The 21,194-nt window shown below is 65.8% G+C and carries 19 protein-coding genes; 16 read left to right on the top strand and 3 right to left on the bottom strand.

Annotated features, from left to right (window positions below):
• Nucleotides 1-265: 265 nt before the first annotated feature.
• The 6 genes from dnaX to KUW00_RS13390 all read left to right on the top strand — a co-directional run bounded on the left by dnaX (nucleotide 266) and on the right by KUW00_RS13390 (nucleotide 5,770).
• Complete coding sequence (gene dnaX, locus KUW00_RS13365; protein WP_222569297.1) at nucleotides 266-2,653, top strand: DNA polymerase III subunit gamma/tau; 2,388 nt, start codon at nucleotides 266-268, stop codon at nucleotides 2,651-2,653.
• A 39-nt stretch (nucleotides 2,654-2,692) separates the two neighbouring features.
• A complete protein-coding gene (locus KUW00_RS13370) occupies nucleotides 2,693-3,019 on the top strand; it encodes a YbaB/EbfC family nucleoid-associated protein (RefSeq protein WP_045993209.1) in 327 nt (108 codons plus the stop codon).
• Between the two features lie 92 nt (nucleotides 3,020-3,111).
• Nucleotides 3,112-3,717, top strand: a complete 606-nt coding sequence (gene recR, locus KUW00_RS13375) for a recombination mediator RecR (RefSeq protein WP_045993210.1) — start codon at nucleotides 3,112-3,114, stop codon at nucleotides 3,715-3,717.
• Between the two features lie 36 nt (nucleotides 3,718-3,753).
• Nucleotides 3,754-4,887: a ribonuclease D gene (gene rnd, locus KUW00_RS13380; RefSeq protein ID WP_045993211.1), complete on the top strand. Its 1,134-nt coding sequence runs from the start codon at nucleotides 3,754-3,756 to the stop codon at nucleotides 4,885-4,887.
• A gap of 117 nt (nucleotides 4,888-5,004) precedes the next feature.
• Entirely contained in the window at nucleotides 5,005-5,307 is a 303-nt protein-coding gene (locus tag KUW00_RS13385) for a YcgL domain-containing protein (RefSeq protein WP_409996293.1), read from the top strand.
• 4 nt (nucleotides 5,308-5,311) lie between these two features.
• On the top strand, nucleotides 5,312-5,770 hold the full coding sequence (locus KUW00_RS13390; protein ID WP_222569298.1) for a YcgN family cysteine cluster protein: 459 nt from the start codon (nucleotides 5,312-5,314) through the stop codon (nucleotides 5,768-5,770).
• Between the two features lie 95 nt (nucleotides 5,771-5,865).
• On the opposite strand, the gene KUW00_RS13395 is transcribed toward KUW00_RS13390, so the two are convergent.
• Nucleotides 5,866-6,774: a LysR substrate-binding domain-containing protein gene (locus tag KUW00_RS13395; RefSeq protein ID WP_045993213.1), complete on the bottom strand. Its 909-nt coding sequence runs from the start codon at nucleotides 6,772-6,774 to the stop codon at nucleotides 5,866-5,868.
• A 132-nt stretch (nucleotides 6,775-6,906) separates the two neighbouring features.
• Between KUW00_RS13395 and KUW00_RS13400 the strand changes: the two genes are divergently transcribed.
• The 6 genes from KUW00_RS13400 (at nucleotide 6,907) to KUW00_RS13425 (ending at nucleotide 12,847) form a co-directional block, all read left to right on the top strand.
• Nucleotides 6,907-7,662 (top strand): 5-oxoprolinase subunit PxpA, encoded by a 756-nt coding sequence (locus tag KUW00_RS13400; RefSeq protein WP_124804326.1) that lies wholly within the window; start codon nucleotides 6,907-6,909, stop codon nucleotides 7,660-7,662.
• Between the two features lie 81 nt (nucleotides 7,663-7,743).
• The gene (locus KUW00_RS13405) at nucleotides 7,744-8,001 is read left to right on the top strand and encodes an acetyl-CoA carboxylase (RefSeq protein WP_045993215.1); all 258 of its coding nucleotides are present in this window, start codon (nucleotides 7,744-7,746) and stop codon (nucleotides 7,999-8,001) included.
• Complete coding sequence (locus tag KUW00_RS13410) at nucleotides 7,998-9,386, top strand: acetyl-CoA carboxylase biotin carboxylase subunit (RefSeq protein WP_222569299.1); 1,389 nt, start codon at nucleotides 7,998-8,000, stop codon at nucleotides 9,384-9,386. The genes KUW00_RS13405 and KUW00_RS13410 overlap by 4 nt, the downstream gene beginning before the upstream one ends.
• Nucleotides 9,383-10,297, top strand: coding sequence for a 5-oxoprolinase subunit B family protein (locus tag KUW00_RS13415; protein WP_222569300.1), 915 nt, complete (start codon nucleotides 9,383-9,385; stop codon nucleotides 10,295-10,297). Before KUW00_RS13410 ends, KUW00_RS13415 begins: the two co-directional genes overlap by 4 nt.
• The gene (locus KUW00_RS13420; protein WP_222569301.1) at nucleotides 10,287-11,303 is read left to right on the top strand and encodes a biotin-dependent carboxyltransferase family protein; all 1,017 of its coding nucleotides are present in this window, start codon (nucleotides 10,287-10,289) and stop codon (nucleotides 11,301-11,303) included. Before KUW00_RS13415 ends, KUW00_RS13420 begins: the two co-directional genes overlap by 11 nt.
• A gap of 209 nt (nucleotides 11,304-11,512) precedes the next feature.
• On the top strand, nucleotides 11,513-12,847 hold the full coding sequence (locus KUW00_RS13425) for a purine-cytosine permease family protein (protein ID WP_222569302.1): 1,335 nt from the start codon (nucleotides 11,513-11,515) through the stop codon (nucleotides 12,845-12,847).
• An 87-nt stretch (nucleotides 12,848-12,934) separates the two neighbouring features.
• Here the strand turns inward: KUW00_RS13425 and KUW00_RS13430 are convergent, their stop codons facing one another.
• Together KUW00_RS13430 and KUW00_RS13435 are read right to left on the bottom strand one after the other, a co-directional pair.
• Nucleotides 12,935-13,813 carry a hypothetical protein gene (locus KUW00_RS13430; RefSeq protein ID WP_222569303.1) on the bottom strand — a complete coding sequence of 293 codons (879 nt, stop codon included), beginning with the start codon at nucleotides 13,811-13,813 and terminating at the stop codon, nucleotides 12,935-12,937.
• A 57-nt stretch (nucleotides 13,814-13,870) separates the two neighbouring features.
• The gene (locus KUW00_RS13435) at nucleotides 13,871-16,054 is read right to left on the bottom strand and encodes a S9 family peptidase (protein WP_222569304.1); all 2,184 of its coding nucleotides are present in this window, start codon (nucleotides 16,052-16,054) and stop codon (nucleotides 13,871-13,873) included.
• Nucleotides 16,055-16,124: 70 nt separating this feature from the next.
• On the opposite strand from KUW00_RS13435, the gene KUW00_RS13440 reads away from it, so the two are divergent.
• The 4 genes from KUW00_RS13440 (at nucleotide 16,125) to KUW00_RS13455 (ending at nucleotide 21,164) form a co-directional block, all read left to right on the top strand.
• On the top strand, nucleotides 16,125-16,577 hold the full coding sequence (locus KUW00_RS13440) for a hypothetical protein (RefSeq protein WP_222569305.1): 453 nt from the start codon (nucleotides 16,125-16,127) through the stop codon (nucleotides 16,575-16,577).
• A 141-nt stretch (nucleotides 16,578-16,718) separates the two neighbouring features.
• Nucleotides 16,719-18,572: a vWA domain-containing protein gene (locus KUW00_RS13445; protein ID WP_124804333.1), complete on the top strand. Its 1,854-nt coding sequence runs from the start codon at nucleotides 16,719-16,721 to the stop codon at nucleotides 18,570-18,572.
• Nucleotides 18,565-19,350, top strand: coding sequence for a class II glutamine amidotransferase (locus KUW00_RS13450; RefSeq protein WP_045993222.1), 786 nt, complete (start codon nucleotides 18,565-18,567; stop codon nucleotides 19,348-19,350). Before KUW00_RS13445 ends, KUW00_RS13450 begins: the two co-directional genes overlap by 8 nt.
• Before the next feature lie 125 nt (nucleotides 19,351-19,475).
• On the top strand, nucleotides 19,476-21,164 hold the full coding sequence (locus KUW00_RS13455) for an AMP-binding protein (protein ID WP_222569306.1): 1,689 nt from the start codon (nucleotides 19,476-19,478) through the stop codon (nucleotides 21,162-21,164).
• The last annotated feature ends 30 nt before the right edge of the window (nucleotides 21,165-21,194 follow it).

A 21,194-nucleotide genomic window follows, 5' to 3' on the forward strand; every position in this document is an offset into this window, starting at 1 on the left:
TGGAAGGCGGGACGCTACCGTCGGTTGGCTGCGGGTACCTCTCACCAGTGGCGGATGCGAGCAACGCCAGACGGGCGCACAGGTGTGAGGTGCCGCTTCAACGGCGTGAACCCCCCTTGGCCTTTGCGCCCAAGGCCCCACCCGGTAGAATGCCACGACCATCGGGCGGGAAACACCGTCGCGTGACCGCCACGCCGCCTCGCTCCCGCCGCGTTGTCTCAGCGGGTCGCCTGGCCCAAAGCCCAGCCGCAGGAAAGAACGTTCAATGAGCTATCAGGTACTGGCCCGCAAATGGCGGCCTCGCACCTTCCATGAACTGGTGGGGCAGGAGCATGTCCAGCGGGCGTTGGTCAATGCCCTGGACCAGGGCCGCCTGCACCATGCCTACCTGTTCACCGGGACCCGAGGTGTCGGCAAGACGACCCTGGCGCGTATCCTGGCCAAGTGCCTCAACTGCACCGACAAGGGGGAAGGTGACGACGGCGTGACCTCGACCCCCTGTGGCCGTTGCGATAGCTGTCAGTCCATCGACCAGGGCCGCTTCGTCGACCTGATCGAGGTCGACGCCGCCTCTCGGACCAAGGTCGAAGACACCCGCGAGCTGCTCGACAATGTTCAGTACGCGCCGACCCAGGGCCGCTACAAGGTGTACCTCATCGATGAGGTGCACATGCTCTCCACCAGCAGTTTCAATGCGCTGCTGAAGACCCTGGAAGAGCCGCCGCCCCATGTGAAGTTCCTGCTGGCGACCACCGATCCGCAGAAGCTGCCGCCCACGGTGCTGTCGCGCTGCCTGCAGTTTACCCTCAAGCATATGCCGCCGGAGCGTATCGTCGGCCACCTGTCCAAGGTGCTGGAAGCCGAGCAGGTACCCTTCGAGGAGTCTGCACTGTGGCTGCTGGGCAAGGCCGCCGCCGGCTCCATGCGCGATGCCATGAGTCTGACCGACCAGTCGATCGCCTTCGGCCAGGGTGAGGTCCGCCACGCCGACGTCGCCGCCATGCTCGGTACCCTCGACCATCGCCACGTGCTGGCGCTGATCGAGGCGCTGGCCGAGGTGGACGCCGCGCGGCTGCTCCAGGAGGTGGCGAGCCTGGCCGAGCAGGGCCCGGACTTCGGCGCGGTGCTCGACGATCTGACGGCGGTGCTGCACCGCCTGGCGATCGGTCAGATGGTGCCGTCGGCGCTGGACAACGGCCACGGCGACCGTCAGGCGCTGCTGGAACTGGCCGGGCGCTTCGCCGCTGAGGACGTGCAGCTCTACTATCAGATCGGGGTACAGGGACGTGCCGACATGGCCCATGCCCCTGATCTGCGTACCGCCCTGGAAATGACCCTGCTGCGGATGCTGGCGTTTCGTCCCCAGGGCGTGCCCAGGCCCGCCCGGACGCCGCTGCCGATGCGCGGCGAGGCAGCGCCGCAGGCGGGTTCACCGTCTGCCGCGCAGCCTGACTCTCGGAGCGAACCGCAGCCCGAAGTTCAGACACAAGCTCAGACCCCAGCCCAGAACCAAGCTCAGCCTCACGGCCAGGCCCAGACTCAGCCTCACGGCCAGGCTCAAGCGCAGTCCCAGGCTCAGTCTCACGTTCAGCCCGCACCGCAGCCTGAACCACAGCCCGAGCCTGGGGCGCCATCCCCGTCCGAGACCCAGGCGCAGACGGCGGCGCCGGTCGAGGCCAGTGTCGATGCCGCGCCGGCGCCCGTCGATGGGCCAGCGCCCATGCCGGGTGAAGTGCCAGACAGTCGCGATGATAGTGGCGGCGAAGCCGACTATCGTGCGAACAACCACGCCAGTGACGTGCCGCCGCCCTGGGAGGGCGGTGCTCCCGAGGACCCTACGCCGGGCGCTGAGGCGCCCACCGCCGTCGCCAGCGAGCCGGCACCGACCGCCTCGAACGAGCCGGTCGGCCCGGCCGAGACGCCGTCCGCCGAGGCCCAGGCCCAGGCCCAGGCCGGGCAAGCGATGGCGTCCACACAGGACCCGCCGCTCCCGACCGAACCGCACCCGGTTGAGTCGCACCTGGCCGAAACGCCTGCGGTCGCCGGGAGCGAAGCGAGTAGCGAAGAGCCCAGCCCTGAGCCAAGCCCGGAGCCAAGCCCAGAGCCCAGCCCCGAGCCAAGCCTTGAGCCCGACGTCGAGGTCGAGGAGAGGGCGGCCGAGGCGATGGTCGACGAGGCCTCGCAGCACCAGCAGCACGCCGCAGAGCCCGCCGCTGGCGAGACTACCGCGATGCCGACAGGGGCGCTGACTCACAGCGCCTGGCTGGCCCACTTCGATGATCTTGGCGTGTCGGGCCTGACCCGTAACCTTGCCGCCCACTGCGTGGTGGCCGCCGACGACGGTGAACGGCTACATCTGCATCTGGACCCGTCGCAATCGGCGATGAACGCCGAGGTTCACCAGAACCGGATTCGCGATGCCCTCGAGGCCCTGGGGTATCCCCGTCGACTCGAGATCGAGGTGCGTCAGCTCGACACCAGCGTCGAGACTCCGCGGCAGATGGCCGAACGCCTGGCAGCGGAACGCCACGCCGAAGCGGTTGAGGCCTTGAAGCGTGATCCCCATATTCAACAATTGCAGCAGACATTCGGCGCCAGGCTGGTGGAGTCCACCGTGACCCCCGCCGGCGAGACCCGCAAGGCCAGACGCTGAGCGTCTGTGCCTGACAGTTTAAAACGAGAGGATCGGACCATGATGAAAGGTGGAATGGGTAACCTGATGAAGCAGGCCCAGGAAATGCAGGACAAGATGCAGCGGGTCCAGGAAGAAATCGCCAAGGCCGAGGTGCTGGGTGAAGCCGGCGCCGGCATGGTCAAGGTGACCATGAACGGCCGCCATGACGTCAGCAAGGTCGAGATCGACCCGTCGGTGATGGAAGAGGACAAGGAACTGCTCGAGGACTTGCTGGCCGCTGCGGTCAACGACGCCGTGCGCAAGGTCGAGACCAGCTCCAAGGCCAAGATGGAAGAGGTGACCTCGGGCCTCAACCTGCCGCCCGGCTTCAAGATGCCGTTCTGAGCCGACCCTGACGCGACCCGGGCCAGCGACTGGCCTGGGCGAGAGTGTATCCGCCGGACGCAGTGTTTGCCCGGCGCTGGACGAGTTTGCCCATGAGTTTTTCTCCCCTGGTCGAGCAATTGATGGACGCACTGCGCGTGCTGCCGGGCGTCGGGCCCAAGACCGCCCAGCGCATGGCCATGCACCTGCTGGAGCGCCAGCGTGAAGGCGGCCAGCGTCTGGCCGAGGTGATGCGTGAGGCGGTCGAGAGGGTAGGCTACTGCCAGCGCTGCCGGACCCTGACCGAAGAGCCGCTGTGCGGGCTATGTCAGAGCGCGCGTCGGGATGACAGCCTGCTGTGTGTGGTCGAGTCGCCGGCGGATATGCTGGCCATCGAGGAGGCCGGCGGCTTTCAGGGACGTTACTTCGTGCTGCACGGCCACCTGTCGCCTCTGGACGGTATCGGGCCCGAGGACATCGGTCTCGATCAGCTCGAGACCCTGATGGAAGAGGGCCTGATCGAAGAGGTGGTGCTGGCGACCAATCCCACCGTGGAAGGCGAAGCCACCGCCCACTATATCGCCACCCAGATCCAGCGCCACGGTGCACGTCTGTCGCGTCTGGCCTATGGTGTTCCCATGGGGGGTGAGCTCGAGTACGTCGACGGCGGGACCTTGAGCCGCGCCTTTTCCGGTCGCCTGCCCTTCGACAGTGAATAAGTCGGGCGAACGTTGTTGCCTCAAATGGATGCTTGAATGCCTGTAATCCCTGATATTCGATGGATCGATAGCGCCGACGCTCTCGACGACGCCTGCCAGGCGCTGTCCCAGGCACCGGTACTGGCGCTGGACACGGAGTTCTTTCGCGAGAAGACCTTTCACCCGGTTCCCGCACTGATCCAGATCTACGGTGGCGACGCCACCTATCTGATCGACCCGCTGGAGGTCGCCTGCACCGAGCGTTGCCGGCAACTGCTGACCAATGACGCCTTGAAGCTGCTGCACGCCAGCAGCGAGGACCTCGAGGTATTCGGCCACTGGGCCGGGGTCGCGCCGACGCCGCTGGTCGACACCCAGGTGGCCCAGGGGCTCTTGGGCGAAGACGCCGCCATGGGCTACCAGCGGCTGGTGGAGTTCTGGGTGGGCGAGACGCTGCCCAAGGAAGAGACCCGTTCGAACTGGCTGGAGCGCCCCCTGAGCGATTCCCAGCTGAGCTACGCGGCGCTGGACGTGGTCTACCTGCTGATGGTGTGGCAGCACCAGCGTGAGTCGCTGGAGCGCCACGGTCGACTCGAGTGGGTGCTGGAGGACTGTACCGACCTGGTGGCCCAGTCGCAGCGCTCCAGCGAAAGCGACGGCCAGTGGTACCTGCGCCAGCGTCAGCTATGGCGGCTGGCCCCGCGTCAGGTCGAGGCCTACCGCCTGATGACCACCTGGCGCGAGGGCGAGGCCCGGGCCAGGGACCTGCCGCGCAACTGGGTGATTCAGGATCGTGTGCTCTACGCCATCGCCGAGAAGATGCCGGCCAACCGTCATGACCTGGCGGCGGTGGAGGGCGTCAAGCCGACCCTGATCAAGCGAGAGGGCGACACCCTCTTGGCGATGGTCAAGCAGGCCGCCCACCGAGAGGTCTCGGAGCTCGCACCTGCGCCACTGGCACCAACCTTGCCGCCGTTCAAGGCGCGCATGAAGGCGCTCAAGAAGGTGGTCAATCTCGACGCCGAGTCGCTGGGCGTCGCCCCCGAAGTGCTGCTGCGCCGGCGTGAGCTGGAAGCCCTGGTCACCGCCAGCCTGCGCAACCAGCCGCTGCCGCTGCCCAGTGGCTGGCGTGGCGAACGACTTAATGAGCGCCTTGAAGGAGCCCTGGGGGAGTTGGCCCAAGCCGGCTAGAAAGAAGGACTCGACCAGGCTGACGAAACACTAACAGCAACGACGAGGCGTCCGATGAATCGAAAGGACGCCCACCAGACCGACAGGGCAGCCCAGGTGGCGCCCGATGAGACCGACATGACGACGATGCAGGGCAAGATGCTGTGCGAGATATTCAAGAGCTCGCGCAAGGACGAGATGTATCTCTACGTGGACAAGCGCGAGGGGCTCAAGCCGGTCCCCGAAGCGCTGATGGAGCGCTTCGGCACGCCGGTATCGGTGATGACCATGATCCTCACCGCCGACAAGGCGCTGGCGCGCGCCAGCGGCGCCGAGGTGATGGCGGCGATCGAGGAAAAGGGGTTCTATTTTCAGATGCCGCCGGCCAAGGACGAGTATCTGCTGGACCTGTATCGCACCCCCACCGAAGCCCGCTACTGACGTCATGGCCGAGCTGAGAGAACGTTTCTGGGAGCGCTACGCGCTCGATGAGCTGACCCTGCAGGAATGGGAGGCGCTGTGCGATGGCTGCGGCCAGTGCTGCCTGCGCAAGCTCGAGGACGAGGACACCGGCGATCTGGCGGTGCTGGGCCTGTCCTGCCGGCTGCTCGATACCCACAGCTGCCGCTGCAGCGACTATGACAATCGCCTCGCCAAGGTGCCGGACTGCACCCAACTGACGCCCGAGCTCGCCCACCAGTTCAAGTGGTTGCCGCACTCCTGCGCCTACCGACGGCTGGCCGAGGGACGAAAGCTCGCCGGCTGGCACCATCTGATCTGCGGTGATCCCGAGCGGGTCCACCGCAAGGGTATCAGCGTGCGCAGCTTCGCCATCCCCGAGACCGAGGTGGACGAGGCCGACCTCGAGGACCACATCATCGCAGTGATCCCGGTCGAGGGCTGAACGCCTCTTGTGGCAACGCCACCTGCAATCTTTGATAGCGACCTCCTTCGGGAGGTCGCTTGCGTTGTGGCATGCCCCTGGTACCTGGCGTGCCGTCAGCCCGCCGCCATGGCCTCGATCAGGGCGTCGCGAAACGCCTGGGCCGGCGGCGACAGTGCTCGCTTGCGGTCCCAGGCGAAGCCCACGTCCATGGTCGGGATGGGGTCGGCCAGGTCGATGTGCTCGATGCGTCGGCCCTCCAGCGACCAGGGCCGATAGACCATATCCGACAGGATGCTGACGCCCGAGCCGCTGGCGACAAGGGAGCGCACCGCTTCCACCGAGGATGTGCTGAACAGCGTCTGTGGACCGAGTCCCGATGGTGCCCAGTAGCGCAGTGCGGTCTGCTCGGCCTCGTCGACGTTGAGCATGATATAGGGCTCGCGGGCGACGTCGGCCAGGCCAACGTCGCGCCTGCCGTGAAGAGGGTGGTGGCTGGCGACCCACAGGCGGCGGGGCGATCGAATCAGCAGGTGCTGGGCCAGCGGGGCACCCGGTTCAAGGTTGGAGATCAGCATGATGGCTAGATCGAAGCGGCCGCCGAGCAGGCCGGCCTGGATCGTCGGCCTCGAGGCCTCGTGCAGGCGTACCGTCACACCGGGATAGCGACGTTGAAACTGTGCCAGCAGCGGCGGAAGAAAGTAACCCGCCACGGTATAGCTCATGGCCAGATCGAGGCGTCCCTCCAGCGTCGGCGAGTGCACCCGGGTCGAGTCGAAGGCCTCGTCCACCGCCTGGAAGACGTGTCTGACCCGGTCGAGAAAGCGGGTGCCTTCGCGGGTCAGCACCATGCCCTGGGCCTGTCGGTCGAACAGCTTGACGCCCAGCTCGTCCTCGATTTCCCGCACCCCGGTGGTGATCGACGACTGGGACACGTTCAGGTCCACCGCGGCCTGGGTCACCTTGCCGCTTTCCGCCACCGCCACGAAGTAGCGCAGCTTGCGAAGGGAAGGACTGCGCGCCATGTGAGATCTCCCTCAAGTTCTGTTGTTCGAACCTGTTATTCGGATTTTTTGATAATGCCAAACAAGAATTGGTATTTCCAATCAGTGGCGTCTCTCATATACAACGATGGAACACCCGCGAGGAGACCCACAATGACAACACTGGACCTCAATGCCGACATGGGGGAGGGATTCGGCGCCTGGCGCATCGGCGGAGACATCGACGATCGCATCATGGCCGGCATCAGTTCCGCCAATATCGCCACCGGCTTCCACGCCGGCGACCCAACCATCATGACCCATAGCCTGCAGCAGGCGGCGAAGCACGGGGTCGCGGTGGGGGCCCATCCCGGATTTCGCGACCTGGTCGGCTTTGGTCGCCGGCATATTCACGCCGCCGCCGATGAACTGGTCAATGACGTCATCTATCAGCTCGGCGCCTTGCGCGAACTGGCCGCCCGGGAGGGCCTAGGCCTTCATCACCTGAAGCTTCACGGGGCCCTGTTCATGCACGCGGCCAGGGACGAGGGCTTCGCCACGGCGCTATGTCGTGCACTGATGACCATCGACGCCAATCTGCCGATCTACTGCCTGGCAGGGTCGGTGATCGATCGTGTGGCCGAGGCCGAGGGCATCCAGCGTGTCCACGAGTTCTACGCCGATCGTGACTACGACGATCAGGGTTCCATCGTCTTTGTCCGCCAGGTGCAGCGCCTCGACCCCGAAACGGTAGCCGAGAAGGTGCTGCTGGCGGCCCGCGAGGGCGTGGTCGAGACCGCCAGCGGCAAGCGTGTACCGGTCAGCTTTCAGTCGGTGTGCCTGCACAGCGATTCCCCCGGGGCGCTGGAGATGCTCGACGCCATCCGCCGCCGGCTGGCCGATGCCGGCATCGAGCTCAAGGCTCCCTGAGCCTGCGGCCGCCTGGCCACAGCCATCTTCACCTTGATCGTGTTCAGCGCAAACCAATTCCAATGACAAGCGAGAGATCTCATGTCCCAGCAAACACAGCAAGCCCCCTTTCCCGGCGTCTTCTATCGCCGTCCCTCGCCCGAGGCCGAGGCCTTCGTGTCCCCGGGTGATAGCGTCCAGGCCGGCGACACCATCGGCCTGCTCGAAGTGATGAAGCAGTTCTGCGAACTCAAGGCCGAGGTGACAGGCCAGATCGCGTCCATCGAGGTGGATGACGGCGATGTGCTGGAAGCCGGTCAGGACATCCTGGTCATCGACGTTTCGGAGGGCGAGGCATGAACGCGACCCGTCTGTTGATCGTCAATCGCGGTGAGATCGCCGTGCGGGTGGTGCGCGCCGCCCGCGAACTCGGCCTGACCAGCATCGTCACCCACAGTGAGGCCGACGCCGACAGCCTGGCGGTCAAACTGGCCGATGAGGCGGTATGTATCGGCCCGGCCCAGGCCGCCAAGAGCTATCTGAACATCGAGGCGATCCTGGCGGCAGCCCGGGAAGTCGGTGCCGAGGCGGTCCATCCCGGCTACGGCTTCCTGTCGGAGAGCGCCGACTTCGCGCGCCGTGTGGTCGAGGCCGGCATGATCTTCGTCGGCCCCGACGCCGAATTGATCGAGCGCATGGGCAACAAGGCCGAGGCCAGGCGCACCGCTCTGGTCGCAGGTGTTCCGGTGGTGCCGGGGTCGCCGTCGGCGGTGGCCGACGTGGAGGAGGCGGTGAAGGTCGCCCTGGAGGTCGGCTATCCACTGCTGATCAAGGCCGCCGCCGGCGGTGGCGGGCGCGGCATTCGCACCGCTGCCGACGAGGCGGAACTCCGCGCCCAGCTACCGCTGGCCCAGAGCGAGGCGCGAGCCGCCTTCGGCGATGACAGCGTCTATCTCGAGCGTTTTATCGAGCGTGCACGACATATCGAGGTGCAGATCCTGGCCGACGGTGAGCGTGCCGTGCATCTGTACGAGCGGGAGTGCTCGCTGCAGCGACGGCGTCAGAAGGTGTTCGAGGAAAGCCCATCGCCGGCGCTGGACGAGGCCGCCCGCGAGCGCCTCTGCGCCTCCGCGGTGGCGCTCGCCGAGCACGTCGGCTACAAGGCCGCCGGGACGCTTGAGTACCTGTACGACGATGACAGCGGTGAGTTCTTCTTTATCGAGATGAATACCCGCATCCAGGTGGAGCATCCGGTCACCGAGATGATCACCGGTGTCGATCTGGTGCGGGCGATGCTCAGGGTTTGCCTGGGTGAGCCGCTGGGGGTGGTCCAGGCCGATATCGCGATACGTGGCTGGGCCGTGGAGATGCGTATCAACGCAGAAGACCCGGACAATGGCTTCTTTCCGTCGCTGGGGCAGGTCGAGCGACTGACCTGGCCCACCGGCCCGGGGGTGCGCGTCGACAGCGCCCTGTACGAGGGCTACAGGATGCCGCCGTTCTATGACTCGCTGGTGGCCAAGCTGGTCGTCTGGGACGAGGATCGCGCCTCAGCGCTGGCCCGCGCCGGCCGTGCCCTCGACGAATTCACGCTGGAGGGCTTCACCACCACGGCGGGGCTGCATCGTCGGCTGGTGGAAGACCAGGCGGTACGTCGCGGCGACTTCCATACCGGCACCCTGGAGCACTGGCTGGACACAGCATCGGCGGCGTCAGCACCATCGGCACAGGAGCAAGCGTCATGAAGCCATCCACCCAGCGTGACCCCAGGCAGGCCAAGCCCGCACGCTACAGCGCCGCCGGAGACGAGTTCCTGTTCGTCGAACTGTCCGAGGCGATGAACCTGGAAGCCTTCTTTCGCGGGGTGTCGATCACCAGTCGGCTTGCCGAGCGCGAGATCCCCGGGGTGACCGAAATCTGTCCCGCCAATGCCTCCTATCAGGTGCGCTACGATCCCGACCGGCTGCCGCTGTCACGCTTGATCGAGACTCTGGAGCAGGTCGATGCCGAGGTGCTCGGCCAGCAGGTTCAGCGCCTGGAGACCCGGGTGGTGGAGGTGCCGGTGCTCTACAACGACCCCTGGACCCACGAGACGCTGATGCGCTTTCGCGATCGCCACCAGGACCCGTCAGGCACCGACCTGGAGTACGCCGCCAGGATCAACGGCTTTGCCAGCGTCGATGGCTTTATCGAGGCCCACAGCGCCAGTCCCTGGTTCGTGTCCATGGTGGGGTTCGTCGCCGGCCTGCCGTTCATGTACCAGATGGTGCCCCGAGAGCGCCAGATCGAGGTGCCCAAGTACGTGCGGCCTCGTACCGATACGCCCAAGCAGACCGTCGGCTACGGCGGCTGCTTCAGCTGCATCTACTCGGTGCGCGGCGCCGGGGGCTATCAGATGTTCGGGGTGACCCCCATGCCGATCTACGATCCCAGCGGCAGCCAGCCCCACATCGACGACTCGATGATCTATTTCCGCCCCGGGGACATCGTCAAGCATCGGCCCGTCGATCGCAGCGAGTACGACGCCATGGTGGCCGCTGCCGAGGCCGGGCGCTTCCGCCCGAAAACCGCGCCATTCGTGTTCGACCTGGATGAATATCGCGAGGCCCCCGAAGCCGTGGCCCGTCGCGTCGAGGAGGTGCTCAATGAGCATTGAAGTGATCAAGCCGGGGCTTGCGACCTCGGTCCAGGATGCCGGACGCGCCGGTCATTACCACCTGGGCATTCCGCCCTCTGGCGCCATGGACCAGTTCGCCATGCGCTCGGCCAACCTGCTGCTGGGCAACGCCGAGGACGCCGCGGTACTCGAGTGCGCCCTGATGGGGCCGGAGCTGCTCTTTACCCAGGCCTGTCGTATCGCCACCGGCGGCGCGGAAATGGTGCCGAAGATCGATGGTCAGCCCCATCCCAACTTCGAGGTGCTCGAGGTGCCAGCGGGCAGTGTGCTGAGCTTCGACTTCGTGCGTGCCGGGGCGCGGCTCTACCTGGCGGTGGAGGGCGGCATCGATGTGCCCGAGCGTCTGGGTAGCCGCAGCACCTACGCGCTCGGCGCCCTCGGTGGCTACGAGGGGCGTCCGCTCAAGGCGGGCGATGTGCTGCCCGTCGGTCAACCCAACGCCGCAACCCGCGCGGCAGTCGGTCGGCGTCTTCCCGAGGCCTTTGTGCCGCGCTTTGCCAAGCACTATGAGTTGCGCGTTGTACCCGGACTTTACGACCACCTGCTCGAGGAAGAGGCGAGGGAACGCTTCTATCAGGAGGACTGGAGCGTGGCCTCGGAGGCCGATCGCATCGGCTATCGCTTCAAGGGCGGCACGCCGCTTCGGTTCATCGAGCGAGAGCCGCCCTTCGGGGCAGGTGACGACCCGTCCAACATCGTCGATGCCTGCTATCCCATCGGCTCGATCCAGGTGCCCGCCGGCAGCGAGCCGATCATCCTCCACCGAGACGCCGTGTCCGGCGGTGGTTACGCCATGGTTGGCACGGTGATCAGCGCCGACATGGATCTGGTGGGCCAGATCCAGCCCCACCAGAAGGTGCGATTCGTCGGGGTCTCCCTCGAACAGGCGCTGGACGCGCGCAAGGCCTACGCCGAGCGCCTGGAGGCGCTGCGTCAAGCACTGGGCGATGCCCGGGACCAGGCCCTCGGCCAGGCGCTCGACTAGCCGGCTGAAAAGGATCGAAGGCAAGGGCCTGAGTGCTTCGATCCCGTCTCACTTATTCCCGCAATTGCCACTTTGCCCGGCGGAGTCAGTCGCCTCCGCCCGGGCGCCCCTTGCCCGGAATGTCACTCGAGCCCTGTCACCGAGGTATGGGCTGACTCTTCTGTCCAAGGGGCTTCGCCCAACCACAACAACAGCACGAGGCAACAACCATGAACGACACGACATCCCGCGAGAAGGGTGGGCAAGGCGCCGGCGACTTCGCCGACCGCCCCATGCCCCTGGACCAACGCATGCCCAGGGGCAATCTGATGATGGCCTGGTGGGCGGTATGCAGCGCCATCTTCTACATGGTGGTGGCCGCCGCCATGGCCCGCAGTTACGGCACCACCAATGCGCTGATCGGGATCGCCCTGACGGTGGTCTGCTACGGCGTCATCAATGCGGTGATCAGCCGCTATGCGATACGTACCGGGCTGACCGTTGCGCTGTTTTCCCGGGTCCTGTTCGGTCATCTGGGAGCGATGATCGCGACCCTGATCTTTTTTGCCACCGCGCTCTACTACGCGGTGTTCGAAGGCTATGTGATGGCGCTGGTGCTGTCCGAGTGGTCGCCCTCGCTCGGCATGGCCAGCGCTACCCTGATCGTGGTGGTGGTCGGAGTCTCGCTGATCTTCGGCAGCGTCCAGCACTGGCTCGACAAGTTCAATGGTGTGCTGCTGCCGGTGTACATCGTCGGCATGCTGATCGCCGTGGGCATGGCGATGGCCGAGTTCGGCTATCCCTCCGGCTGGCTCTCCCGGGTGCCCGAAGGAGGCGCCAGTCCCTTCGGCTGGCTGTCCACCTTTGCCTACTACATGGGGGTCTGGGTGCTGATGATGTTTACCTTCGACTACGCCCGCTTCGGTCGCGTCGAGGATAGCCGCTTCCACGCCCGCGTTACCTTCGGCATTCCCTTTTATCTGATGACCTTCGTGTTCAGCGGAGTGGTGGGGATCCTGCTCGACGCCTGCCTGCCTACCGACGGCCTGTCGGAGGCGTCCATCGTGCTGGGGCTGCTCGAGTTGATGGGGCTCGGCGGGCTGGCGCTGGTGTGGGTGACCCAGAGCCGCATCAATACCGCCAATTTCTACCTGGCGACGGTCAATCTCGAGGCCTTCGTCGGCAAGCTCACGGGCCTCAAGCTCAACAAGATCCTGGCCGGCTGTCTGGTGGGCGGGCTTGCCTACCTGCTGATGCGGGCGGACGTGTTCAGCTACCTGCTGGCGGCCCTGGTCTATCAAGGCGTGTTCGTGGTGGCCTGGGTGGGGGTGGCACTGGCCCATATCCTGTCGCCGGAGGGGCGTCTCGAGGTCGATCTGGACGCTGACATCAGCGCCTTCAACCCTGTGGGGCTGGCGGCCTGGGCCCTGGCGGCGATTGTCGGCATCGCGCTGATGCTGTCGCCGAGTCTGGCCGGAGCCTCGGCACCGCTGACCTTTGTGGTGGCCTGGGGGATCCATGTCCTGGGGCGTGGTCTGGCCAGGCATGGAGCCACCGCCGCCTGACCGGCTAGATTGGGAAACGACAGCGCCGGGCCTCGTGAAGAGGCCCGGCGCCTTGTCGGCAAAGAAGGCTTCGCCGAGTGTTGGCGATCAATTGCCGCTGTGGCTAGCGTCCGTTTGCCGGTCGTCGCCGTCTTCTGTGCTTTCTCCTTCGTTGTCAGCCTGGTCGTCATCGCTACCTTGCGGTGCGGCGGCTGTAGCGGCGGCGTCGGGGTCGACCTCCGGCTCTGAACGCTCGCTTTCCATCGCTTCTTCCATCTCGCCTTCCATGTCACCTTCAAGAGACCCCGACATGGCCCCCTCACCGGTGAACAGCGGACGGGCGTCATCGAGGCTGTTGAGGTCTTCGATCAGGACGGTGGCGTTCTCGGCCTCGCCTTCGTTGCCCTCGGCTTCGACGTAGCTGCTGCCGTCGAAGCGCAGGTGCAGGGCCTGAGCCGGCTGATCGGCGGCCAGGTGGCGCTTGACCACCAGGTCTCGCCAGCCCTCGTGAGATGCTTCGCCAAGCTGGATCGGAGGCTGGGTAGTGGGCTGGGCGCTGATGACGCGGTAGGCGTCGTCCTGGGCTTCGAGGATCAGGGTATCGCAACCACCGGTGCCGCAGACCATCGGGCCGACCACGTGGACCACGGCCTCGTCCTGACCATCGTCGTTCAGGTCACTCCAGCCGACCAGGTAGCGAATCTCTCCGAGCTGGGGATCAAAGTTGGCGCGCAGGGACTGCTCCAGTGCCTCGCGGCGATCCGCCGGGCTCATCTCCGAGATGTCGTCGCCTTGTTCGTCGCTGGTGTCGTCTTCACCGGCTGAGTCCGCGCTCTCGTTGCTGCCGCCACCATTACCGGAGGTGACGTTTTCGCTCTGCTGTGACGTGCCCTCGGACGTCTCGGACTCGTTGTCGTCGGAGCAGCCGACGAGGGAGGTGCCGAGCCATAGCGCAGCGGTGAGGGCGAGCATCGGTTTGGCGTTCATGAAATTCCTTATTCTGAAAGTGGCCGCTAAAGCGGCCAAGGGCGTCCAAAGGTGCGGTCAGGCCTGCGGGTTCTCGTCGATGGAGCAGGGATGGGGCCTTGGTGATTCGACCGGAGAGTTGTCCATCAGGTCGGCATTCACCAGGTCTGCATCCAGCAAGTCCAGGGCCCAGAGCACGAAGGCATCCTGGCGTGCCCCTTCGCGCCAGGCCTTGAAACGACCCGAGGCGCCGCCGTGACCGGACGTCATGTCGGTCTTCAATAGGGTTGTCCGGTTGGACAGTGCCGCCTGCTCGGCGTTCGCCAGGCTCAGGCGTGCGTAGAGCTTGGCCGGCTCCCAGTAGGGTACACGGCTATCGTGCCAGCCACCCTGCAGGAATACCGGCGGCCAGGCCTCGGCATCGAGGTTGTCCAGCGGTGAATAGCTGCCGATGCGTCGGGCGTCGGCGGCGTGGCTGGGGTTGCCCCATTCGGTGTACTCCGCCGTGGTCAGCGGCAGGTCCGGGTTTTCCATGGTACGCAGGACGTCCACAAAGGGCACGTCGAGTACCGCCGCGCAGAATGCCTGTGGCGCGCGATTGAGGCTGGCGCCCACCAGCAGACCGCCGGCGCTGGCCCCGTAGGCGACGATACGCTGGGGATTCGATAGACCCGCGTCGACCAGGGCGTCACGTGCGGCCAGGAAGTCCTCGAAGCTGTTGGGCTTGTGCTCGAGCTTGCCGGCCAGGTACCAGGGTTCGCCGCGCTCACCGCCGCCTCGCACGTGGGCCACCGCGAAGGCCACTCCACGCTGGAGCAGTTCCAGTCGAGACACCGAGAACCAGGGATCCAGCGCCTCGCCGTAGGCGCCGTAGCCATACAGCAGCGTCGGCAGTGGCTGGTTCGCCAGGTCCTTGCGGCAGACCACTGACACCGGGACCCGCTCGCCGTCGTGGGACTCGGCCCACAACCGTTGGCAGTGCAGGTCTTCCGGTGCCAGATCGCCGTGCAGAGGCTGCCGCTTGAGCAGTCGGCGCTCGCCGCTATCAAGATCCAGCGACCACCAGCTTGGCGGGGTGCAGAAGGATTCCTCGCGCAGGCGCAGTACCCGGTCGTCGAAGTGTGGGCTGTCGCCGAGCCCCAGGCTAAGCGGTGCGGGCGAGCAGGGCAGGGGGGCGTCGAGGGTGACGCTGTGGTCGCTGTCGAACTCGAGGCGACGCAGGCGCACCTGGGCCTCGAGGTGGTCGCGTTCGGCGATCACCAGGCCCCAGGCGTAGGCATCGACACCCTCCAGGGTGGTCTCCTGGCGATGGGGCACCAGTACTCGCCGCTGACCGGAGCGGTCCTCGTTCTCCACTTCCAGCTGAAAGTGCACCAGCCCTTCGTTGTGCAACACATAGAAGTGACCGGGACGATGATCGAGGGCGTACTCAACGCCCGGGCGACGGGGCTGAAAGCAGTGCGGGGGAGTCGCTGGCGCGTGGGCCGGAACCAGATGGGTCTCGCTGGTGTCCTTGGAGGCCGACTCGATGGTCAGCCAGGCCCGCGATCGGGTCTTGCCCAGGCCGATCCAGAACTCGGCGTCGTCCTCGCGCAGGACCAGCTCGTCGGTCTCGACCCTGGCGTCTGCGCTGGCCGCATCCAGCGACAGGCTGAGCCGCCAGGCGCTGTCGGGTCGCTGGGTGGCGTCGTAGCGGGTGAACAGCAGGGTCTGGCCGTCCTCGGCCCAGCACAGCTCAGGGCCGATGTCGTCCAGCAGTCGATGCTCGGCGCCATCGGGCAGACGCTTGATGAACAGGCGATAGGTCTCGTCACCCTGGGTGTCCTCGGTCCAGGCCAGCCACTGCTCGTCCGGGGACAGCGCCATGTCACCGAGTTCGAGGAAGGTGTGCTCCTGCGCTCTGGCCTCGAGGTCGAAGAACACCTCGCGCGACTGCGGGGCATCGTTGGGATGGCGCCACCAGACCGGATAGTCGGCGTCGGCGGCGGTCTCGCTCCACAGGGTGAAGTGGTCCAGGCGACTGGGCAGCCCCTTGACGGCCAGCTCTCGCCGCGCCAGGTGGCCCTGGTAGAGTCGCTCGATCAAGGATTCCAGAGGGGCGAACCAGGCGTCGGCCTGGCGGTTGGCGGCCTCGAGAAAGTCACTCACGGCGGGATCGTCGCGATTCTCGAGCCAGTGCCAGGCGTTGTCGTCCTGACGCGTGAAGTCCAGGGCGGGGCCCCAAGTTGCTGCGGCCGGTGCATTTGGCGGCTGTGCTTTCATGGTGCGAGATGTACCATACTCAAGAGAAATTTCATCTGTGCGCGGCGCGCACGTCAGGTTGGAGCATGCAATGTTGATTTCGGATTCCATGTCCACGCTGTGGTTGATCTATGGCGCATTGTCGCTGGTCGTACTGTTGGCTGGCTACCTTGGACTGGCTTTTTTACCGCGCCTGCCACGCCTGGTGCTGACCTGGGCAGTGGCCGGCGTGATGTGGATGCCGTCGATGTTCGAACTGCCGCTGATCGAGGAAGGCGAGGTCTACAGCGGTCAGGCGCCGGCCATCATGGTGGCAGCGGTCGCCTTCATGGACGGCAACAATGGCGTGCTGGTGCCGGCGGCCACGCGCGTCATCGTCGGCGCCGCGATCGGTGCGCTGTTCGGACTGGCACTGTGGTGGAGTGGCCGTCGCCGCCGTCTGCGCAAGGCCGAGGCCGCTGCAGCGGCGCGTGACCAGGACGCAGAGGCTCATGGGGCGTCGCGTGAAGAAGGGCGGGAGCGTCAGGAGCCGGTGCTCGGCTAGAAACTGTTCGGCTAGAAACTGCTGGCGAGGTCGCTCTGGCCACCGTGAACGGTGGACCATCGATGAACACGTCGAAGGGGGATGTAAAAGACGTCCACCGCCCACGGCCTGGAGATTCCGGGCGAGTTCCAAGGAGGACACATGGCCAAGCGGGGCCAGCAACGCTGCGGGAAAGGGGTAATGATGGCGACAATCGTGGCGTTGTGCCTGTCGCCGCTGACGGCGCTTGCCCAGTCGGCGACTGGGCAAGCGGGCTCGGATGAGCCACCGGACGTTCGCGTCGTGGTGGACGTGTCCGGCAGCATGAAGACCAATGACCCCAATCGCCTGGCAGGCAGTGCGCTGGACATGCTGGTGGCGCTGTTGCCGAGTGGTGTCAGCGCCGGCATCTGGACCTTCGGCGAGTCGATCGACAATCCGTTGCCTCTGGGGCAGGTCGACGCCCAGTGGCGCGAGCGGGCCTTGGCGCTGCCGCCGGCGCTGGAACAGTATCAGCAGCATACCGATATCGAGGCGGCGCTGCGCACCGCGGCAGCAGCCGAGGGTGACGGCTGGCGCCACCTGGTGTTGCTGACCGACGGGGTGATCGACCTGTCGCCGGGCCGGGGTGCCAAGCCCGACGTGGACCTTGCCTCTCGCCAACGCCTGGTCGAGGCGATGGTGCCGGACCTGGCCAACCAGGGGGTGGCCATCCACGCCATCGCCTTTTCGCCAGGCGCCGACGTTGCCCTGGTCGAGCGACTGGCGCAGCGCACCGGGGGACTGGCGGCGGTGGTCGAGACACCGGACGCCCTGTTGGGCGCCTTTCTCGATATCGTCGAGCGCATCTTCCCGGTGGATCAGGTGCCGCTTGAGGACCGCCGTTTCACCGTCGATGCCGGCGTCGACGATTTTTCCGCGTTGATCTTCCATGACCCCGGCCAGGGAGAGGTGACCCTGGTGGCGCCGGACGGCACCCGTTACACCCGCGACACCGCACCCGCAGAGGTGCGCTGGCAGCGGGAACCACGCTTCGACCTGATCCGCGTACCCGACCCCGCCCAGGGGGAGTGGCGGATCGAGGGTCCTCTGGCGGCGGACTCGCGGATTACCGTCAACAGCGATCGCCACCTGGTGACGGAGGCGCTGCCCGCGACGCTGTATTCCGGCTTCGAGGTGCCGTTGGCGGTGCGTGTCGAAAGTGACGGCGAGGTGACGGTGCCCGAGGGGCTCAAGGTGACGGCGGAGCTGTCCGGCGAGGCGGTGGACGGCCTGCAGATCCTGGCGCTTGGCAACGATGATGGCGTGTTTCGCGGGCGGCTGCCGTCGCCGTCGGGCACCGGCGCGGCTGAGCTGGTGATCACCGCCGAGGGCGAGGACTTCCATCGCCGACGGGTGCAGGCGGTCAATGTGCTGCCGGCCGTCGGCGCGGCACTGGACGAATCCGGGCGTCGGGTGACGCTGGTGGCCGAACATCCGCGCCTTGGCCACGACAACACCCGCTTCGAGGCCGATCTGCTGGGCCAGTCGCTGGAGGTGGCCCCGGCAGACGCCAGGCGCTGGAGCCTGGAAATTCCGCCCCAGGAGGATGAGGTCAGCCGTCCGCTGCGGATCTCGGCGGTGGCGACGATCGACGGCAACGAGACCCGCTGGAACCTGCCGCCGCTGTGGATCAATCGCGATGGCGAGGTGGCCCTGGATCGGGCGCTGGCAGGCCCCACCCTGTCCGGTGAACGCTTCGCCGAAGCCAGTGAGCGACAGGCCGAGGAGGAGGCTGGCGAGGCGCTGGCCGACCAGTTTGTGGCGTTGGTGAATGAAGGCCCCGAGCGGCTGGTGCAGTGGTGGCGCGAGGGAAGGCCTGGTCTTGAGCCCGCCCTCGAGCGTGCTCGACATGATCCGCGCAGCTGGCTGGTAGCCGCTATCCTGGCGGTGGTGGTGATCGCCTGGCTGTTGTGGCGTCGCCGGCGCACTCGCCTGGCTGCGGCCGGGTCAACAAGAGAGGAACCCCATGTGTGAGCTTCTGGGCATGAGTGCCAATGTGCCCACGGATATCTGTTTCAGCTTTACCGGCTTTCTGCATCGTGGCGGCGGCACCGGCCCCCACCGTGACGGCTGGGGCATCGCTTTTTACGAAGAGGGGGGCTATCGCGAATTTCGCGACCCTCATCCTTCGGTGCACTCGCGAATCGCCCGGCTGATCTGCGAATACCCGATCAAGTCGAATATCGTCATCAGCCACATCCGCCAGGCCAATGTGGGCGGAGTGAAACTGGCCAATACCCATCCGTTCGTGCGCGAGATGTGGGGGCAGCCCTGGTGCTATGCCCACAACGGCCAGTTGTCCGGCTGGGAGACGCTGGAACTCGCCAGCTATCGACCGGTGGGGTCCACCGACAGCGAGCACGCCTTCTGCCACCTGCTGGGTGAGCTCCGGCGGCGCTATCCAGACCCGCCGGAGGATCGTCGCGGTCTGTGGTCTTCGCTGCACGAGCTGTGCGAGAAGCTCAGAGGTCTGGGGGTCTTCAACCTGCTGCTGGCCGACGGCGAGTACCTGTACACCTATTGTTCCACCAAGCTCGCCCATATCACCCGCCGCGCGCCCTTTGGCGAGGCCAACCTGTCGGACGCCGAGATGGTGGTCAACTTTGTCGAGCACACCACCCCCGACGATGTGGTCTCGGTGCTGGCCACCGAACCGCTCACCGACAACGAAGAGTGGGTGCGCATGCAGCCGGGTGAGCTGCTGGTGTGGCGGGAAGGCGAGATCGTGGCCCGTTATCTAAGCGATGAATAGCGGGTTTTAAACGAAAGTTTGAATCAAGCGTATTACAGTCGCTGCGGGACTGGGCTATGGTAGCCAGTGTCGACACCACAATTTGATAATAAGAGGGGACCTGGTCCCCCGAATGGAGAACGCCCATGAGTGAGAACGCCGCTGCATCGATCGTTCGGGGGGAGGCCCTGGAAGGGCTCGATGACTATCATTCGGTGATGGATATCTTCCACCGCTCCGTCAAGCGCTACGACGAAAAGGTGGCCTTCTCGTGCATGGGCAAGTCCCTGACCTACGCCGAGCTTGACCGGCTGTCCGGTGATTTCGCCGCCTGGCTGCAGCACGAGACCAACCTTGAGCCCGGTGATCGGGTGGCGATCCAGTTGCCGAACCTGCTGCAGTTCCCGGTAGCGGTGTTCGGCGCCATTCGCGCCGGCATGGTGGTGGTCAACACCAATCCGCTGTACACCGAGCGCGAGATGACCCACCAGTTCAAGGATTCCGGCGCCAAGGCGATCCTGATCCTGGCCAACATGGCAGACAAGCTCGAGCGGGTGCTGGACAAGACCGACATCGAGCATGTGGTGATCACCGAGATCGGTGATCTGCACGACTTCCCCAAACGACCGCTGATCAACTTTGTGGTCAAGTACGTCAAGAAGATGGTGCCGCGCTACTCGATCCCCAAGGCGGTCAGGTTGCGTCAGGTGCTCAAGCAAGGCGCCTCCCTCGAGCACCGTGAGGTGGAACGCGAGCTCGACGATATCGCCGCGCTGCAGTACACCGGGGGGACCACCGGGCTTGCCAAGGGCACCATGCTGACCCACCGCAATCTGGTGGCCAACATGCTTCAGGCCAAGCAGATCATCGGGGGTGGCTTGAGCGAGGGTAGTGAGGTGGTGGTCGCGCCGCTGCCGGTCTATCACATCTATACCTTTACGGTGAACTGCCTGTTCATGCTGGAAGGCGGCAACAATTCGCTGCTGATCACCAATCCGCGGGACCTCGATACCTTTATCAAGGAGCTCTCGAAGACGCGTTTCACCGGCTTCGTCGGGCTCAATACGCTGTTCAATGCGCTATGCAATCGTGACGACTTCAAGGCACTGGACTTCTCCCACCTGCACCTGACCATCTCCGGTGGCATGGCGCTGACCAAGGCCGCGGCCAAGCGTTGGGAAGAGGTGACGGGCTGCCCCATCGCCGAGGGTTACGGCCTGACCGAGACCTCGCCGATCGTCAGCTTCAACCCGGTGGAGGCGATCCAGCTCGGCACCATCGGCCGCCCCGTCGCCGGCACCGAGCTCAAGCTGTGCAACCCTGACGGTGGCGACCCCGAGCCGGGCGAGCCGGGCGAGCTGTGCGTGCGCGGCCCCCAGGTGATGAAGGGATACTGGAACCGCGATGACGAGACGGCCAAGGTCATCGATGCCGATGGCTTCTTCCACACCGGTGACATCGCGGTCATCCAGGACGATGGCTACGTGCGTATCGTCGATCGCAAGAAGGACATGATTCTGGTGTCCGGCTTCAACGTCTATCCCAACGAGATCGAGGACGTGGTCGCGGCCCACCCCAAGGTGGTCGAGTCCTGCGCCGTCGGGGTGCCCGACGATACCAGCGGAGAAGTCATCAAGCTGTTCGTGGTGGCCAAGGACAGCTCCTTGACCAGTGACGAGCTGCGCGCCTGGTGCAAGCAGGAATTGGCCGGCTACAAGGTGCCCAAGCTGGTGGAGTTTCGTGACGAACTGCCCAAGACCAACGTCGGCAAGGTGCTCCGGCGCCAGTTGCGTGACGAAGGCAGCACCGAAACCGGGACCGGCACCGACGGCTGACGCCCGCCGACAAGGTCCGGGGAAGGGCAG

Origin of the sequence: Halomonas sp. DP5N14-9 (genome assembly GCF_019802175.1) — a bacterium.
GTDB classification, from domain to species: Bacteria; Pseudomonadota; Gammaproteobacteria; order Pseudomonadales; family Halomonadaceae; genus Halomonas; species Halomonas litopenaei.

Coding starts and splice junctions, on each gene's coding strand:
- KUW00_RS13425 (WP_222569302.1), top strand. CDS start 11,513: ATGAACGACACGACATCCCGCGAGAAGGGTGGGCAAGGCGCCGGCGAC.
- KUW00_RS13415 (WP_222569300.1), top strand. CDS start 9,383: ATGAAGCCATCCACCCAGCGTGACCCCAGGCAGGCCAAGCCCGCACGC.
- KUW00_RS13440 (WP_222569305.1), top strand. CDS start 16,125: ATGTTGATTTCGGATTCCATGTCCACGCTGTGGTTGATCTATGGCGCA.
- KUW00_RS13390 (WP_222569298.1), top strand. CDS start 5,312: ATGGCCGAGCTGAGAGAACGTTTCTGGGAGCGCTACGCGCTCGATGAG.
- KUW00_RS13450 (WP_045993222.1), top strand. CDS start 18,565: ATGTGTGAGCTTCTGGGCATGAGTGCCAATGTGCCCACGGATATCTGT.
- KUW00_RS13405 (WP_045993215.1), top strand. CDS start 7,744: ATGTCCCAGCAAACACAGCAAGCCCCCTTTCCCGGCGTCTTCTATCGC.
- KUW00_RS13370 (WP_045993209.1), top strand. CDS start 2,693: ATGATGAAAGGTGGAATGGGTAACCTGATGAAGCAGGCCCAGGAAATG.
- KUW00_RS13435 (WP_222569304.1), bottom strand. CDS start 16,054: ATGAAAGCACAGCCGCCAAATGCACCGGCCGCAGCAACTTGGGGCCCC.
- recR (WP_045993210.1), top strand. CDS start 3,112: ATGAGTTTTTCTCCCCTGGTCGAGCAATTGATGGACGCACTGCGCGTG.
- KUW00_RS13420 (WP_222569301.1), top strand. CDS start 10,287: ATGAGCATTGAAGTGATCAAGCCGGGGCTTGCGACCTCGGTCCAGGAT.
- rnd (WP_045993211.1), top strand. CDS start 3,754: ATGCCTGTAATCCCTGATATTCGATGGATCGATAGCGCCGACGCTCTC.
- KUW00_RS13385 (WP_409996293.1), top strand. CDS start 5,005: ATGACGACGATGCAGGGCAAGATGCTGTGCGAGATATTCAAGAGCTCG.
- KUW00_RS13445 (WP_124804333.1), top strand. CDS start 16,719: ATGGCCAAGCGGGGCCAGCAACGCTGCGGGAAAGGGGTAATGATGGCG.
- KUW00_RS13400 (WP_124804326.1), top strand. CDS start 6,907: ATGACAACACTGGACCTCAATGCCGACATGGGGGAGGGATTCGGCGCC.
- KUW00_RS13410 (WP_222569299.1), top strand. CDS start 7,998: ATGAACGCGACCCGTCTGTTGATCGTCAATCGCGGTGAGATCGCCGTG.
- KUW00_RS13455 (WP_222569306.1), top strand. CDS start 19,476: ATGAGTGAGAACGCCGCTGCATCGATCGTTCGGGGGGAGGCCCTGGAA.
- dnaX (WP_222569297.1), top strand. CDS start 266: ATGAGCTATCAGGTACTGGCCCGCAAATGGCGGCCTCGCACCTTCCAT.
- KUW00_RS13430 (WP_222569303.1), bottom strand. CDS start 13,813: ATGAACGCCAAACCGATGCTCGCCCTCACCGCTGCGCTATGGCTCGGC.
- KUW00_RS13395 (WP_045993213.1), bottom strand. CDS start 6,774: ATGGCGCGCAGTCCTTCCCTTCGCAAGCTGCGCTACTTCGTGGCGGTG.